Source organism: Bacillus haimaensis (assembly GCF_048270625.1).
GTDB classification, from domain to species: domain Bacteria; phylum Bacillota; class Bacilli; order Bacillales; family Bacillaceae_I; genus Sutcliffiella_A; species Sutcliffiella_A haimaensis.
Window position 1 is genome coordinate 730,684 of record NZ_CP158164.1, and the last position, 15,091, is coordinate 745,774.

At 42.2% G+C, this 15,091-nt stretch carries 11 protein-coding genes, 1 pseudogene and 1 other annotated feature; of the genes and pseudogenes, 6 read left to right on the forward strand and 6 right to left on the reverse strand.

What is annotated here, in order from left to right; all coding sequences use genetic code 11:
• Nucleotides 1–10 precede the first annotated feature (10 nt).
• The 3 genes and pseudogenes from ABN702_RS03485 to ABN702_RS03495 all read right to left on the reverse strand — a co-directional run bounded on the left by ABN702_RS03485 (nucleotide 11) and on the right by ABN702_RS03495 (nucleotide 1,649).
• Nucleotides 11–700 carry a methyl-accepting chemotaxis protein gene (locus ABN702_RS03485; RefSeq protein ID WP_417900811.1) on the reverse strand — a complete coding sequence of 230 codons (690 nt, stop codon included), beginning with the start codon at nucleotides 698–700 and terminating at the stop codon, nucleotides 11–13.
• A 78-nt stretch (nucleotides 701–778) separates the two neighbouring features.
• A pseudogene (locus ABN702_RS03490) lies at nucleotides 779–1,312 on the reverse strand (protoglobin family protein); the annotation flags it as partial.
• A 148-nt stretch (nucleotides 1,313–1,460) separates the two neighbouring features.
• Nucleotides 1,461–1,649, reverse strand: a complete 189-nt coding sequence (locus tag ABN702_RS03495; protein ID WP_386640630.1) for a hypothetical protein — start codon at nucleotides 1,647–1,649, stop codon at nucleotides 1,461–1,463.
• A gap of 187 nt (nucleotides 1,650–1,836) precedes the next feature.
• Nucleotides 1,837–2,073: a binding site (T-box leader), on the forward strand.
• A gap of 308 nt (nucleotides 2,074–2,381) precedes the next feature.
• On the opposite strand from ABN702_RS03495, the gene ABN702_RS03500 reads away from it, so the two are divergent.
• The 4 genes from ABN702_RS03500 to ABN702_RS03515 all read left to right on the forward strand — a co-directional run bounded on the left by ABN702_RS03500 (nucleotide 2,382) and on the right by ABN702_RS03515 (nucleotide 9,982).
• The gene (locus ABN702_RS03500) at nucleotides 2,382–5,024 is read left to right on the forward strand and encodes a valine--tRNA ligase (RefSeq protein WP_417899412.1); all 2,643 of its coding nucleotides are present in this window, start codon (nucleotides 2,382–2,384) and stop codon (nucleotides 5,022–5,024) included.
• A 76-nt stretch (nucleotides 5,025–5,100) separates the two neighbouring features.
• Nucleotides 5,101–6,402 (forward strand): bifunctional folylpolyglutamate synthase/dihydrofolate synthase, encoded by a 1,302-nt coding sequence (locus tag ABN702_RS03505; RefSeq protein WP_417900812.1) that lies wholly within the window; start codon nucleotides 5,101–5,103, stop codon nucleotides 6,400–6,402.
• 112 nt (nucleotides 6,403–6,514) lie between these two features.
• On the forward strand, nucleotides 6,515–8,251 hold the full coding sequence (locus ABN702_RS03510; protein ID WP_417899413.1) for a sensor domain-containing diguanylate cyclase: 1,737 nt from the start codon (nucleotides 6,515–6,517) through the stop codon (nucleotides 8,249–8,251).
• A gap of 201 nt (nucleotides 8,252–8,452) precedes the next feature.
• Complete coding sequence (locus ABN702_RS03515) at nucleotides 8,453–9,982, forward strand: Ig-like domain-containing protein (RefSeq protein WP_417899414.1); 1,530 nt, start codon at nucleotides 8,453–8,455, stop codon at nucleotides 9,980–9,982.
• A gap of 38 nt (nucleotides 9,983–10,020) precedes the next feature.
• Here the strand turns inward: ABN702_RS03515 and ABN702_RS03520 are convergent, their stop codons facing one another.
• From ABN702_RS03520 to ABN702_RS03530, 3 genes are read right to left on the reverse strand one after another with little or no spacing between them, the layout of a single operon-like run.
• Complete coding sequence (locus ABN702_RS03520) at nucleotides 10,021–11,772, reverse strand: hypothetical protein (RefSeq protein WP_417899415.1); 1,752 nt, start codon at nucleotides 11,770–11,772, stop codon at nucleotides 10,021–10,023.
• 13 nt (nucleotides 11,773–11,785) lie between these two features.
• A complete protein-coding gene (locus tag ABN702_RS03525) occupies nucleotides 11,786–12,442 on the reverse strand; it encodes a PulJ/GspJ family protein (protein WP_417899416.1) in 657 nt (218 codons plus the stop codon).
• On the reverse strand, nucleotides 12,426–13,124 hold the full coding sequence (locus tag ABN702_RS03530) for a type IV pilus modification PilV family protein (protein WP_417899417.1): 699 nt from the start codon (nucleotides 13,122–13,124) through the stop codon (nucleotides 12,426–12,428). The genes ABN702_RS03525 and ABN702_RS03530 overlap by 17 nt, the downstream gene beginning before the upstream one ends.
• Before the next feature lie 102 nt (nucleotides 13,125–13,226).
• Here ABN702_RS03530 and ABN702_RS03535 point away from each other — a divergent pair, with 102 nt between their 5' ends.
• Both ABN702_RS03535 and ABN702_RS03540 read left to right on the forward strand, forming a co-directional pair.
• Entirely contained in the window at nucleotides 13,227–13,616 is a 390-nt protein-coding gene (locus ABN702_RS03535) for a hypothetical protein (protein WP_417899418.1), read from the forward strand.
• A 25-nt stretch (nucleotides 13,617–13,641) separates the two neighbouring features.
• Nucleotides 13,642–15,081, forward strand: coding sequence for a hypothetical protein (locus tag ABN702_RS03540; RefSeq protein ID WP_417899419.1), 1,440 nt, complete (start codon nucleotides 13,642–13,644; stop codon nucleotides 15,079–15,081).
• Nucleotides 15,082–15,091: the final 10 nt, after the last annotated feature.

A 15,091-nucleotide genomic window follows, 5' to 3' on the forward strand; every position in this document is an offset into this window, starting at 1 on the left:
GGGCCTTCTTTTATTTATCAATCGCTTTTTTCAGAAGAGAACCAGTCAGGACGGAGAGATTGGTAGTGGTAGCATTAATCTCTTTGAATGCCGTTACGATGCTATCAAGATCCTCTTTATTTTTGTTGAAGCGGTCCACATAGTTGTCCATTTCCATCTTGACTGTAATTAGTCCGCCCTTAACCTGCTGGATGTTCTGCTGGGACTGCCCGGTAACTTTGTGCATGGAGTCCATGAGGGTGGTCACATTCGAGATCTGCTGGTCACTCTTGTCGATGAGCACCTTGATCTTGCTGCTCAAGTCCTTGGAGCTTTCCGCAAGCTTTCGAACCTCGCTTGCCACTACGGCAAATCCTCTTCCTTCCTCCCCGGCACGAGCCGCTTCGATCGATGCATTCAAAGCAAGAAGATTGGTTTGATCAGCGATATTGTCTATTCCCTGGGTCATGGTGATAATTTCTTCAGACACGTTTTTCAAGATATGCAATTCTTCTAGGGATTGGGTAACCTCTCGCATGACCTCACCGAAATTACCAACCATTCTTTCCATCTGTTTTTCATTTTCATGGGTCAGGTTCAGCAGGTTCTTGCTGCTTCTTTGGGTCAGATCCGTTTCCTTAAGAACGGTTTCGGCTTTTAACGTGACCGTCTGAATCGTCTCCTCTGTGTCGCTCACTGTACTTGCCACTTCTTCGCTCATTTTTGTCAGCTCAGTTTGGAGTGCACGATTGGCCTCATTCGCCTGCTCGAGCAAGTCGATCCTGACATGGATATATTCCTCTACGACAAGCTGGGAATCAAGGTTCGTAATATGTGTAAGAGCGGTTATTATGGTCACCAGTTTTTCAGGAGAGTCCTGGAACCACTCGACCACTTTTGGAAGCAGAAGTGTCTGGATCGCTGAATAAGTTGCCAAGAACCAGGTCACAGGAAGGTGGACACCGTTATGGGTTTGCCCAATTCTCTTTCTCATTTTGAAAAATTCCTCATCAAGCTCTCCACTTAAAAGGCTTTGAAAATAGTGACGGAATACAGCTTCCAATCTTTCTTTACTGGAGTTGTTGGATGCAACGCGTTTCAATGGCGGCTGCTTATATAAATGCTCAAGCACCTTGAGAAGTACGTCATCAAGTATAGTAAAGACTGCAGGCTTCGCATCCTTTAGTGCTTGAAGATGTTCTTTGGTAAAGCCCATATAATAAAGGCGGCTGGAAAGGTCCTCGTCAGTTAGGCGCACTACTGACTGGCTGGAGGGAAATTGCATGTTTGCCGAATAGGGTGGCGTTTTCTGTTTTTGCAAAAATGATAGCATGTTTTTCTCCTTCGAATAGAAAAATGGTAAAAAATTCTTATCTTTATGTATAATTATGGCGGTTCTTAGGGAAATATGCTACAAAAAATATGCTGAAATCAGAAAAAAGAGACGATTGGAAACAAGGTCCAACGTCTCGCTTTGTTTTTTAGATCCATTCCAGGTGAAAACATATGGCTATGACAATGCAAATCGCCAGAATTAACACATCAAAAGTGGTTGGGAGAAAAATGGTCCGTATACCTTGGAAAATGCAGATGGGAATAATGAATTGTGCACAGACAGCTCGAACCTGTCTTAACCATGGCGGCAGGGAATAGGGGTTATACTTTCGCATGGATGTACCTCCTCTATAGATGAAGCTGACCAAAGTTCACTATATATTCAACTTATGATATATGGCGAAAATTAGTGCCCAATTTCGCACAATTATTTTCTTTTGTGAATATCTTAATAAAAAGTTGGAGAAGCTTATTGACTATTAGATGCATTATTTTGTAACATAGAAGGACAATAAAATTATAAGAAATACAGTGACAGGGAAGAGTACGGAACTCGACTCCTTTAGAGAGAGAAACCAATTGCTGAAAGGTTTCTTAGGAAGGTCAGTCTGGAAGGTCGCCCTCGAGTAGTTTCAATGAAATATCAGTAGTTGAAACCGGTGCAGAGCCGTTAGCAAGCTTTGAGTGTACAGGGGATAGTCTATCTATTTCTTGTAAAAAAAGGTGGTACCGCGAAACTTAACTCCTTTCGTCCTTTTATTTGGATGAGGGGAGTTTTTTATTTTTTTGGCTTTGTTAAATAAACAAAAGTGTTGTTTTTTTGAATACTAGCTGTTGATTGGAGCAATAGGCGAAGACTCCTCGAAAATGCGAGCATTTTCTTCGTGCGATGAATCGCTGCCGAAGTCTTCCTTGTCCTGCGGGAGATAGCGGTAGGCTTGAGACCCCGCAAGGCGAAGCCTGAGGAGGCTCAAGCACCGCCCCTTGGGTCGCTGCGCCTAGTGAGGAAGTCAACAGCGGCGTTTAACAGGGCTTTATTTTTCTATAAATGATGAGGAGGAACAAGGATGGAAATGAAAGAAGTTAATCTTCCGACTAAATACGATCCGCAAACAATTGAAAAAAACCGTTATCAATATTGGCTGGATGGCCGTTTCTTTGAAGCGACCAATGACCAGGAGAAAACACCTTATACGGTAGTTATCCCACCGCCAAACGTTACAGGTAGACTGCACCTTGGGCATGCATGGGACACGACACTTCAGGATATCGTGACGCGCATGAAGCGCATGCAGGGCTTTGACGTACTGTGGCTGCCTGGTATGGACCACGCCGGTATCGCAACACAGGCAAAGGTGGAGGAAAAGCTCCGCAGCCAAGGCATCTCCCGTTATGACCTGGGCCGTGAAAAGTTCGTGGAAGAAACATGGAAATGGAAAGAAGAATATGCCGACCACATTCGCCAGCAATGGTCCAAACTGGGTCTTGGGCTTGACTATAGCCGTGAGCGCTTCACATTGGACGAAGGCTTATCAAAAGCAGTTCGTGAAGTATTCGTAACGCTATACAAAAAGGGCTTGATCTACCGCGGTGAATATATCATCAACTGGGATCCTGCAACGAAAACGGCATTATCCGATATCGAGGTTATTCATCAAGATGTTCAGGGCGCATTCTATCATATGAGATATCCTCTGACTGATGGGTCCGGACATATTGAAATTGCGACAACCCGTCCTGAAACGATGCTTGGAGATACTGCAGTAGCGGTTCACCCGGAAGACGAGCGCTACAAGCACCTGATTGGCAAAAACGTAACATTGCCGATAACAGGCCGTGAGATTCCAATCGTTGCAGACGACTACGTAGACATGGAATTCGGTAGTGGTGCGGTAAAGATCACTCCAGCCCATGATCCGAACGACTTTGAGATCGGGAACCGCCATAACTTGGAGCGCATCCTAGTAATGAACGAAGATGGCAGTATGAATGACAAGGCTGGAAAATACTCACGCATGGACCGCTTCGAGTGCCGTAAGCAGCTTGTAAAAGACCTGCAGGAGGAAGGCATTCTTTTCAAAATTGAAGAACATATGCACTCCGTTGGACATAGTGAGAGAAGCGGAGCGGTAGTCGAGCCGTACCTATCCACTCAATGGTTCGTTAAAATGCAGCCGCTTGCTGATAAAGCGATCGATCTTCAAAATCAGGAGGACAAAGTAAACTTTGTACCGAACCGTTTTGAAAACACATACCTGCGCTGGATGGAGAATATCCGTGACTGGTGCATTTCCCGTCAACTATGGTGGGGCCACCGTATTCCTGCCTGGTATCATAAAGAAACTGGCGAAGTGCATGTAGACCACGAGCCACCGGCAGACATCGAAAATTGGGAACAGGATAAGGACGTATTGGATACATGGTTCAGTTCCGCACTATGGCCTTTCTCCACAATGGGCTGGCCGGAAACGGAATCACCGGACTATCAACGTTTCTACCCGACAGATGTATTGGTGACAGGCTATGACATCATCTTCTTCTGGGTATCCCGAATGATTTTCCAAGGATTGGAGTTTACCGGCGAACGTCCATTTAAAGATGTTCTGATCCACGGACTTGTTCGTGACGAGCAGGGCCGCAAGATGAGTAAATCCCTTGGCAATGGTGTCGATCCAATGGATGTTATCGAAAAGTACGGAGCGGATTCCCTCCGCTACTTCCTATCTACAGGAAGCTCGCCAGGTCAGGACCTTCGCTTCAGCTTTGAAAAAGTGGAGTCCACTTGGAACTTTGCCAATAAGATCTGGAACGCGTCCCGCTTTGCCTTGATGAACATGGGAGATATGAAGTTTGAAGATATCGACCTGAGCGGTGAAAAATCAGTGGCGGACCAATGGATTCTTACCCGCTTGAACGAAACGATTGAAACCGTAACAAAGCTTGCAGATAAATATGAATTCGGTGAAGTGGGCCGTGCCCTTTATAACTTCATCTGGGATGACTTCTGTGACTGGTATATCGAAATGGCGAAGCTTCCGCTATATGGCGAAGACGAAGCGGCGAAGAAGACAACTCGTTCTATCTTGGCTTACGTGTTGGATAACACGATGCGCCTGTTACATCCATTCATGCCATTCATCACAGAGGAGATCTGGCAGCAGCTTCCTCACGAGGGTGAATCCATCACGGTTGCAAAATGGCCGGAGGTTCGCACGGACTTGACAGACAAAGAAGCAGCAGCGGATATGCGCCTTCTTGTTGATATCATACGAAGCGTTCGTAACGTTCGTGCCGAAGTGAACACGCCGATGAGCAAGCAGGTTAAATTGCTTGTTAAAGCGAAAACGGAAGAAATTGCAGGCAAGCTGGAACAGAACCGTTCCTACTTGGAGCGCTTCTGTAACCCAAGTGAACTGACAATCGGTACAAACGTTTCCTTGGACGAAAAAGCAATGACAGCAGTTGTGACAGGAGCAGAACTAATTCTTCCGTTACAGGGCCTCATCAACATCGAAGAAGAAATCGCCCGTCTCCAAAAAGAGCTTGCGAAGCTTGATAAAGAAGTGGAACGTGTACAGAAGAAGCTTTCCAACCAAGGCTTTATCGCGAAGGCTCCAGAGAGCGTGATTGAAGAGGAGAAAGCGAAAGAAAAGGATTATGTGGAAAAACGAGAGGCTGTTCAGGCTCGCATTGATGAACTGAAGGGCTAAGAATGTAAAAGTGAAGGCGAATCCGTATCGGGTTCGTCTTTCCTTTAGAAATAAACCGCCAGAAAGGAACGTTATGATGATCCATACATATGAAGAAGCGTTAGATTGGGTCCATTCGCGATTGCGCTTTGGAATCAAGCCCGGCATAAAAAGAATGGAATGGATGATGGAAAAGCTCGGTCATCCTGAACGGAAATTTAAAACGATACACGTTGCAGGTACAAATGGCAAAGGCTCCACGGTCACCTATATTCGTCATATTCTTCAAGAGGCAGGCTACAGGGTGGGTACTTTCACCTCTCCTTATATCGAACAATTTAATGAAAGAATCAGTGTCGATGGGATACCATTTGCAAACGAAGACCTGGTGAAGCTTGTAAATCTGATCAAGCCTTTGGCAGATGAAATGGAAAACCATGAGCTTGGAAGCCCCACCGAATTCGAAGTGATTACAGCAATGTCCTTCTATTATTTCAGGCATATGGCAGAAGTGGACATCGCCGTATATGAAACAGGTCTTGGCGGTAGATTCGATTCAACAAATATCATCACCCCGCTCGTATCCGTCATCACCAACATCGGTCATGACCATCAAGCGATCCTTGGGGACAGTTTGACCGAGATTGCTTTTGAAAAAGCTGGCATCATCAAACATGGCGTACCAGTGATAACAGCGGTTTCTCAGGAAGAAGCAAGAGGAGTTATTGGGGTAGTTGCAAAAGAGAAAAAAGCTCGTCTGTATCAGCTATCGCAAGAGCTGAAAATTAGCAACTATGAAGCAACCGTACAAGGAGAAAGCTTTTCACTTCACACTCCTTTTGGATACATGGAAAACCTCATGCTTTCAATGAAAGGGCGGCATCAGGTGGATAATGCTTCACTTGCAGTCATGGCATGTGAGTATGTGAAAAACTATTATTCCTTCTTTATAGAAGAGGAGCACATCCGCCAGGGCTTGGAAAAGGCGTTCTGGGCTGGAAGAATGGAAGAGATCTCACAGGACCCACTTGTGGTGCTGGATGGAGCACATAATAAAGAAGGAATAGAAAAGCTCACTGAAACGGTAAAGGGTCGATACAAGGATAAACATGTTCATATCCTGTTCACGGCATTATCCGACAAACCTTTGGATGAAATGATCAGCCTGTTGGATGAAGTCGCCGATACCATCACTTTTACTTCCTTTGATTTCCCGCGGGCAGCGGATGCGGAATTTCTTGTTGGAAAAAGTAACCACCCTGTCAAAAGGGCTATTGAATCATGGAAAAATGCTTTGCAATCCATCCTTTCTGAGCTTGGTAAGGACGATTTACTGCTCATTACAGGGTCCTTGTATTTTATTTCAGAAGTAAGGACTTATTTCACAGAAAACGGGTAATGAAATTAAGGGAGAATTATCCTATTTTTGTTGTGACAAAGTTTAGAAAATTTGATAAAATTACGTTATTGCATTATTTTTTGAAAATTTAGGTAGGAAGGGAGGGGTTAGTATGGCACCTCATGCAGTAAGTGGGACGATGAAAGCAGCAATTTGGACATGCTTCTTTTTGTTTTTTCCTTTGATCCTTTGGATAGGATATCAGCTTTCTCCTATAGCTATAGAGGAAATGCCCTTACTTCATCTCGTAGGGTTTGCAATATTGCTGATCATACTTGCCCTCATCCCGATTGTTGTAGGTGAGGTACCGCTGTTTCTGACTCAGGGTGTATCTCTGGCAATTCTACTATCCTTTGGCCTTTTTGCAGAAATGGTCCTTACGCTGATATCCGTCATCGCGCTGATGTTAAAAATACGGGTTAGCAAGGATAACCTGATTAGAATACCTATCAATCTGTTGATGTTTTCCACGATCTCTCTTATTTGCGGTTCTGTTTATTACGCACTTGGCGGAGGACATGGGGACACAAGACTACTGCAGCCAGGTGTCATCGTACCGATCCTTTCCCATGAATTGATGTATTTCACATTGAACTCCATTGCTTTGTATATGATTCAAGTATCCATCTATAAAAGGAAAAGCAGTTTTATCACCCCTGACACTAAGTGGGAAGCGGTAACCAGTATTATTGTGTTGCCGGTTGGACTGATTCTTTATGTGCTGTATGAGCAGTTAGGAATCGTAGCCATTTTCTATGTAGGCCTGCCATTTGTCGTATTGACGATGATCCTGCAGCTCTACCATTCCAGCCAGAAGGTGAACAAGTACCTCCAGCAGGCAGCAGGTGTGGGACATCAGCTGACTGAACGCCTTGATACACAAGGGGTGCTGGATGTATTCCTGGACAAGGTCTCCACCTTGTTTCCTGTGGACTATGCTGCCATTGTTGATGTGAATGGGGAAAGCACCTTGAAAATCCTCCGTGTAATCGACAATCAGAATTTTGTGGCAGTCAATACCGAAATGAATATAGATAATGAGGAACTTTTGTCCTATATATTAAAACGTGGAAAAAGCCAATGCTATCTTACGAGAAAGGAATGGAAGCATTTTTCCAACACCCATCTGCATCCTTCCCTTCAAAGTGTCATGTGCGTCCCGGTATCTCGAAATCAAAAGATTGAGGGAATCGTCGTTCTGGCAAGCACCACAAAAAGGTCGTATGATAAATCCCAGCTGATGATTGCCGATATACTCGCCTCGTACTTTGGGGTAGCGATGGAAAAGGCGCGCCATTATCAGGAAACAAAGAATAGAAGCGAACGTTGTGCCCTGACGAAGCTATACAATTACCGCTATTTTGAAAGTGTACTGGAAAAAGAGTATGCCAGCTTGGACAAAGGGGAGCTTTCCTCTTTATCACTCATTCTCCTGGACCTTGACCATTTCAAAAAGATCAATGATATATACGGCCATCAAAGCGGCAATGAAATACTGAAGCAAGTGGCAGACCGGCTTGTAGGGATCGTGGGGGAAATTGGCACTGTTGCGAGATACGGTGGAGAGGAATTTGTCATCCTTCTTCCAAATATGGACAGAGGCAAATGCTTTGAGCTTGCAGAAAGAATCAGAGTCAACCTTGCCAATAGATCCTTCGCGTTGAAGCAGCACATCCGGGATTCCCATACCGTCCAGCTAGTCAAAGTTACTGCCAGCATCGGCTTTGCAACAGCACCTGATGATGCAGAGGATACACTGGATCTTATCCGTCATGCAGACCGTGCGATGTATGTAGGGGCGAAGCAGGCTGGGCGGAATAAGGTGGCGGAGTATAGGAAGACGTCGTAATAGAAACTCACCTTTGTGGTGGGTTTTTCTTTTTCATACAGTTATAAAATGACAAAATTAAGCAAAATCCCTAAAATAAACTATGTATCTGGCAAAAAAATGATATAATAGACATGATATGATACTATATACCTATAAAACTTAGAACCATCCTAATAGACAGACAAACTTTTACATAACGGCGGGATGTGGGGAGGACCAATGAAGAAATTATTAACCATCATTACTGTTGTATTGCTGATAGCAGTTGTTAGTGTTTCAACCGGTGCACAGTCCCAGTTTAACCCGAGTGAGAGTGATTTTGATTTTACGGTAAGCAGATCATTAGCGGAAAGCGGCATGAAAAAAGTGAACGAGCCGTTTATCATAAACTATTCCATAATACCATCTGACATTGTACCTTTAAACAACAACTCTGGAGTGAGTGGTCTTAAACCAATAGGGATAACGGATAGAGGCTTTGAGGTTGGCAGGGAATATGAGTTTGACTCCACAGTTACAATCGATTTTCCAGAAACGAAGAATGGTAAACCCTCTTTTCAAAATTTGATGATTTCAGGTGTTAAAGATACATATACAATCGACTCTTTGAATAACTTGCCTGACAGACTTGGACCATGGTCAGGTAGTCATGGTAATGGAAGAACTAAATGGGTTGAAGGTAGTGTAGAATATTTGGAGGAAACAGGTCAGAACCTTAACCTGAGGATTCCGGTTGTTGAAATTGACGGGAAAAAGAATAAAAGGGAATACGAGTTCAAAAGTATCGGTTTATTTGATCTTTATTTAAAAAATGGGGATGTATGTGGGAAATTCAAAGGTTATTATTTAAAGGATGGGTTAACACTTCCTTATGAAATTTCATCAAATAATAACCTGACATTCTCAGAAACCTTACCGGCAGGTCTTGAAGTGGAAATATTGGACAGCCCCAAAGCTGTAAATTACCATAAAAAAAGTAATGGCGAAACAGTGGTTACCATAGATTTCGGAAAACTGAATTACTCCAAAAAAACTGGCAATAAGTATATACTAGATGAAATAATTTTCCGTGCGAAAGTAACTCCTAAACAAGCTAACAAGAAGTTTAATTTAACGAATTCAAATGTGACCATCGGGAATAATAGATTTCCATTCCCAGCTATCGAATTTGATACCTATGATGTAGGATTAACCGTTTCTCCGAGTACGCTTAACTTGACGGTAGGCGACGAAAAGCAGCTTAGCAGTTTCAATGTCAAGATTCAGGATCCTTCAGGCAAAAATAAGAGCCATAAATGGCTTCTAGTCGAAGGTAGTGACATAATTAAACTAGAAGGTAACAAAGTTGTTGCCTTAAAAGCTGGGGATGCAACCCTCTCTGTAATGGCAGAACCTGATTCTTCCGCCCGTGCACTTGTTACTATTAAGGTAACAGATCGAGTTTATCCGTTGACCGGTCTTTCGTTTAAGAAGACAAACTATCCAATCAAGGAAGGTTCAATGGTTAACATGTATGAAGAATTGATTTTCAATCCTTCCAATGCAACGAATAAAGAAGTTACTTGGAAAAGTAATAACGAAGAAATGATGAGGGTGGATGAAAATGGTGTAGTGACTACCCTTTCCAAAGGGCATGTCCAATTATCCGCTACTTCCAAGGATGGGAACATTGTTGCCGTAACCAACATTGTAGTCCAGCATAATCCGAAAGATGAAGATGATGAAGAAACCGATGAATATCGTTGGTAAACATAAAAAAATCCCGCTGCCAATGCAGCGGGATTTTTTTATTGAATAGTCGTTTCATCCACGATGACGCGAAGTTTTTCCGATAACGGCAGCCTCGATAATTGATCCAATAATACGTTCGGGTCGTGGATCACCTGAAAACGGGTTTTCCTTCCGTTTTGAGTCAGTGCATCCGGAATGGACAATACTTCGTCCACTTCCCCGATATTCCCTCTTACAGCGTTCACTTCCAGGGATTCTTTTGCGAAGACTCCTCCATTAATGTAGAAAAGGGATCCGACACCGTATAACTCCGCTTTCTTCTCTGTATAGAAATAAGCATCAAGGGGAGAAATAGTATTGTTCAGAAATGAATCGGACATGATTTCTTCCAAGGAGCTACTATTTTCAAATTGATTGGTGTATGAATACAAATCATTTATCCTCGTAATGGTAATATTATCCCTTGAAAGCAGTACCAGCTGTTTATCATCTCGTCCCTTGATGTTGATATTGGAAATGAAGCTTTCCTTCCAGTTATAGATGGTACTGTCAAAATAAACAGTATTATTGTCGGTATTATCGAACAGGACATCGTTTCCGTTTATCCTCAGATTGCCGAGAACAGTAATAGTCCCTCTATGATAGATTGGAACGTTATAGGCATTGAACTCGAGATCGCCTACCACCACGATATCCCCATTCAATGTAATCGGGTTATTGTTGATGGAGGTAATTGTCAGGTCATCGGTCACGACAATATCATGCTCAAATGTGATAGCCTGGTCACTGCTCATCATTTGTAAGGATTCCTTTGAAACGATCGGTTTTGAAAAATCCACTTTATCCAGCTTCAGAACCCCCAACCGGTCAATATCCCCATTGTTTACAGTAAAACTAAGTTCCTTATTCAAATCTTTGATAAGCTGAGCTTCATCTTGAAAATCATTCAGAACAAACTTTTTGCTTACATTCAACTGTTCATTAAATTTAAAAAGAAAAGATTGATCAAATTGAACCTCGACAAACTCTTCATTCAAGCGTTGAAAAGATGGTCGGGAGTCCAGATAGAAGTAGTTCTGTAAATTATTTATGTTTTTAACATTATTTACACTGGTTTTTTCAATAGGATCCGCTGCTGGATAGTTATACAGGGCAAGCTCATTCTGTACAAAGACATCTCCCAGGATTCCCGGATAGTTTGTTCCTGTTATTCTGTCGCCCAGCTTATCCTTGAAATTTGCGGAGTTCTTCACAAACAGCTTGTTTGCAATAATGCTTCCTTTAATATTGGAAGAACCATTAAGGTCCAAGTTTCCTTCCGACTCGTCCTGCCCATAAGACCCCAAGGCATAATCCAGAAAACTCGGAGCAGGGGTCAGAATAACCCGTTTCTTCACTTCTTTACTATAAGTGTTGGATTCCGCTGGTAAGGAAAATTCAAAGATTCTGGTAAAAGACTGATCCCTTTCCAGTTGATTTGGAATGAAAATTGGAGTCTGGTCTGTAACAGTTAATTCAGGATAGGATACCTTCAACTCGTCCACTATCCCCAGCAACGAATTATTGTAGGAATCCATTGTTAGCTCATAGCTCAGCTTGACTTTTAGAGGGTCTTCCACTTCTCCTTTAAAAGTGGCAACAATGAACTCCAGCTCTTCCTTCCCTTTGTACATCGTTCCGAAGGCCTCACTGCGTTGCTGTGTTCTGGAGCTTCCGTTTAAAGCCATCGTTAAAATACTTAAACCAAGGATCATAAATACAGTAGAAATAATAAGTACTAATAGAAGGGTGGACCCTTTTTGATTCATTATAATTACCTCTCTAATATCCAAATTCACTATGGAATTCCATCGGTTCCACGTAAAGGCGGTTGGATGGGGCGGAATATTCGCCATGACTGATTTTGAAATGGGTATTGATTGTTCCTGAACTGCAGATCGTATCCCCTGTAGTGGCTTGAACAGAGTTTTGGGAACAGGTAAAGGTCATGATTGGTGTAGAGTCATCAATCGGCTGCAGAAAAAATGCACCATCATTTATCCTGATTTCCTCTCCGTCCTGGTATTTAAAAAGATCGTACTTCTTAATGGAGGAACCTGCGCTTGCTGCTCTTTCTTTTATATAAAATTTTCCTTGTGGTACAGCACTTGGAGAAGCTATTTTCAACAGATCACTTTCAATAGTCAAATAATCCTTGTATACTTCCGGGCTTACAGTATAAAGACTCAACTCTTTCAGAGGAGAAACTGATATGGCATCAGGCTCGATACTGTTAAGATCGTTCAATAACGAGGCCACCATGATATCGGCTTCATCACGCATCTGGGCTTCAATTCCGATTTTTTTATAAAGATTGATTCCCATAATGAAGGCACCATACATGGAGCTCATGATGATGCTGCTGATTGCAAGAACCGCTAATAGCTCGTAAAGTGAAATACCTCTTTCATCCTTTAAAATCTTAACGAATAGATTCATGGGAAATAACTCCTTGTATCAAAACTTCCTCTCTCTTATCCTTCCAATCCACGACTACAAAGACCCTTAACAGATGATTATCCACGGATTCAGATTGGTTTGAGGGCGGATTGTTCTTCCACTGAAGTATCACATCGGTAATGGATGCTGGAAGATCGATAGCAGGATCATTGCTTTCTATTAGACTGGCTAAACCGGAAAGGTGCTGCTTGTCATTGTATTTCATGATATAGACGTTGACATTGTTTTCATTGAACATGGAATTGTTTATCTTGGATGCAAGGATGGATTCGCATTGGGAAGGATCTTTGAAAATGGAGATGCCCTTCCATTCTCTCCTGTCAGATGCGGTTGGGAACGGCTTAACCTGAAGATCTTCTGTTATGTTGCAATGTGTTCGATTAAGATGTATGTAGTAGGGAGAGCCATCACTTGTAGAGGATTCTAGCTGTAGGGACTTTGTAAGGTAGCCTTCCATGACTTGATAATCCTGCTTCTCCATATAATTCATGACATTGCGTGCTACCTGAGTTGCCACTGTTTTCGATTCATTTTCTTTTACATAGGAAAGTCCGTTGGTGAAGAAGGTCATCATGCCGAGAAGGATGATGGAGAAAATTGTCATGGACACTAACACTTCAATTAAGGTAAATCCACCATTTTTTTCAATAATTTGTTTCATCTTGTAATCTCCTATTTCAAAATACCTATGTTTATTATACAATAACAATAGTCTACTTCGTTCTACAAATTTTGTAAAAATATAAAGAAAAGTGGTGTAATTTTGGGGAACTACGTTTTTGCTGTCTTGGCTACAGCATTATTGTTGCCATTATTTTTTCTTGTCAGGATGAAATTCACCTCCAAGGGTAAGTGGTTAATCCCGATATTGTCATTATTTATCTCCATTACAGGTATATTTGTACTGAACACTTTAACAATCTGGCACAGTATCATTTTAATGATTCTACTTCTGCTACTCACTGCTCTATTACTTCAACGACAACATTTATTCCTAAGGAATACTTCAACTAATGAAGGAACTACAAGACCAGCAAGATTCATCAAACAGAATAATACAATTCCTGAATCAGAAGCTTATGAACAAAAGGATATACATAGAAGAAAACTGGTATTAGAAGATCTCTCCGATCAGATTACAGAGAAAAAGTGATAGGAGTTTAATGGGGGGTGAAAGTATGCAAAGTTTGAAGACATTGCTTGCATTGCTTGTTTGTACAGCTTTTATATTTACATTTTCTTTTGTCGCCAACATGATCACGGACAATTGGCTGCCGCACAAAAGTGCATTTTCCGAGCAGACGCTTATTGCCAATGAAGAGGTAAGCAACAAGTTAAAAGAAGAAGTTGTGGAAAAATTAGAAGCCGCCAAAGATGCATGGCTTACTGATGGAACCATTTTTTTGGAATGGTCCGGGGAACTAAGACCTTTTGATAAGGACCATTTTGTTTTCTATATTCCTGAATCCGTTGATTATGCGCAAGATTCCACGGCCAATTCCTTAAATGTAGAATTGGAATCTAGTATCCTATTGGCTGAAATAGAGGCTTTAACAAATAGTCCAGATATTTTTGCAGCTTTGGATTCTGAAAGACTCTTAAATGATTTGATAGAAGTTGCCACCATGCTAAAAGGGGGAAATCAAAATTTCTCCATTGCGGATTATCTGTTGGATGATTCGTTAGTGGAGAAAACCTCGATTGATTCCATTCTTAAGGTGTCTGATAAAAAAGTTTTAGACGAAATTAAGGAAGGTCTGTCAAACAAAGAAGTGACTCTTTTGGCCGGGCAAGCCTTCTCTGTCCATGATTGGCTGCTAAAGGAAAATGTCACTTTATCGGATGAGGCTTCCAGCATCGTTGCTTCCATGATCTATCAGCTTTCCGCTTCGACTAACTTTACCGTTTTGGAAAGACATATTTCTTCTGAATTGCCTGAGTGGGCAGTAGCGGGTTATGAGGCGAGGATGGAAAGTGGCAAGATGGACCTAGTGATAGAGAACCCTAATAATAACGATTTTACTGTTACTTTTTCCATCGATTCTTCTACCGTGCTTGGAACGTTGAACGGGCCCGCCTTGCCTTATGTATTCAGCATTGAAGAAGAAAATAATGAATCCTATTCTCCTAAAACGATTGTTCAATATTTGGCTTCTCTTTTGAATAATCAAAAGAAGGTCAAAGAGGAAGGCAAGGACGGGGTGTTTGTAAAGCTTCAACGTGTAGCTAAAGATGCCTCTGGAGCGGTAGTGGAGACGGTATCGTATAGTGAAGACTTCTATCCACCAATTCACAGAATTGAACAACATAGTCTGATAAGAAATACAGTTGCAACGAACCCTGGTACAGATACAGATACAAATTCAGGAACGACACCAGGGAACACCAATAATTCAGGATCCAACAATACTGATGGCTCAAACACAGGCGTTACTAATACTGGCGGAACGAACACGGGTGATACAAACGGAAACTCTAACAACACAGGTGGAAACACCTCAAATAATGGGGAGAACAACGACTCCGGTAACACAAATACAGACAACAATAACAATAATGAAAATGATAACGATTCAGGCAACAAGCCAGGTTCTGGAACGGATAACACTGGGAAATAAGAAATGAAAA

Bases quoted from the DNA above. Each gene is read 5' to 3' on its own strand.
- ABN702_RS03505 (WP_417900812.1), top strand. From the start codon at position 5,101: ATGATCCATACATATGAAGAAGCGTTAGATTGGGTCCATTCGCGATTG.
- ABN702_RS03495 (WP_386640630.1), bottom strand. From the start codon at position 1,649: ATGCGAAAGTATAACCCCTATTCCCTGCCGCCATGGTTAAGACAGGTT.
- ABN702_RS03515 (WP_417899414.1), top strand. From the start codon at position 8,453: ATGAAGAAATTATTAACCATCATTACTGTTGTATTGCTGATAGCAGTT.
- ABN702_RS03540 (WP_417899419.1), top strand. From the start codon at position 13,642: ATGCAAAGTTTGAAGACATTGCTTGCATTGCTTGTTTGTACAGCTTTT.
- ABN702_RS03520 (WP_417899415.1), bottom strand. From the start codon at position 11,772: ATGAATCAAAAAGGGTCCACCCTTCTATTAGTACTTATTATTTCTACT.
- ABN702_RS03530 (WP_417899417.1), bottom strand. From the start codon at position 13,124: ATGAAACAAATTATTGAAAAAAATGGTGGATTTACCTTAATTGAAGTG.
- ABN702_RS03525 (WP_417899416.1), bottom strand. From the start codon at position 12,442: ATGAATCTATTCGTTAAGATTTTAAAGGATGAAAGAGGTATTTCACTT.
- ABN702_RS03500 (WP_417899412.1), top strand. From the start codon at position 2,382: ATGGAAATGAAAGAAGTTAATCTTCCGACTAAATACGATCCGCAAACA.
- ABN702_RS03510 (WP_417899413.1), top strand. From the start codon at position 6,515: ATGGCACCTCATGCAGTAAGTGGGACGATGAAAGCAGCAATTTGGACA.
- ABN702_RS03485 (WP_417900811.1), bottom strand. From the start codon at position 700: ATGAGCGAAGAAGTGGCAAGTACAGTGAGCGACACAGAGGAGACGATT.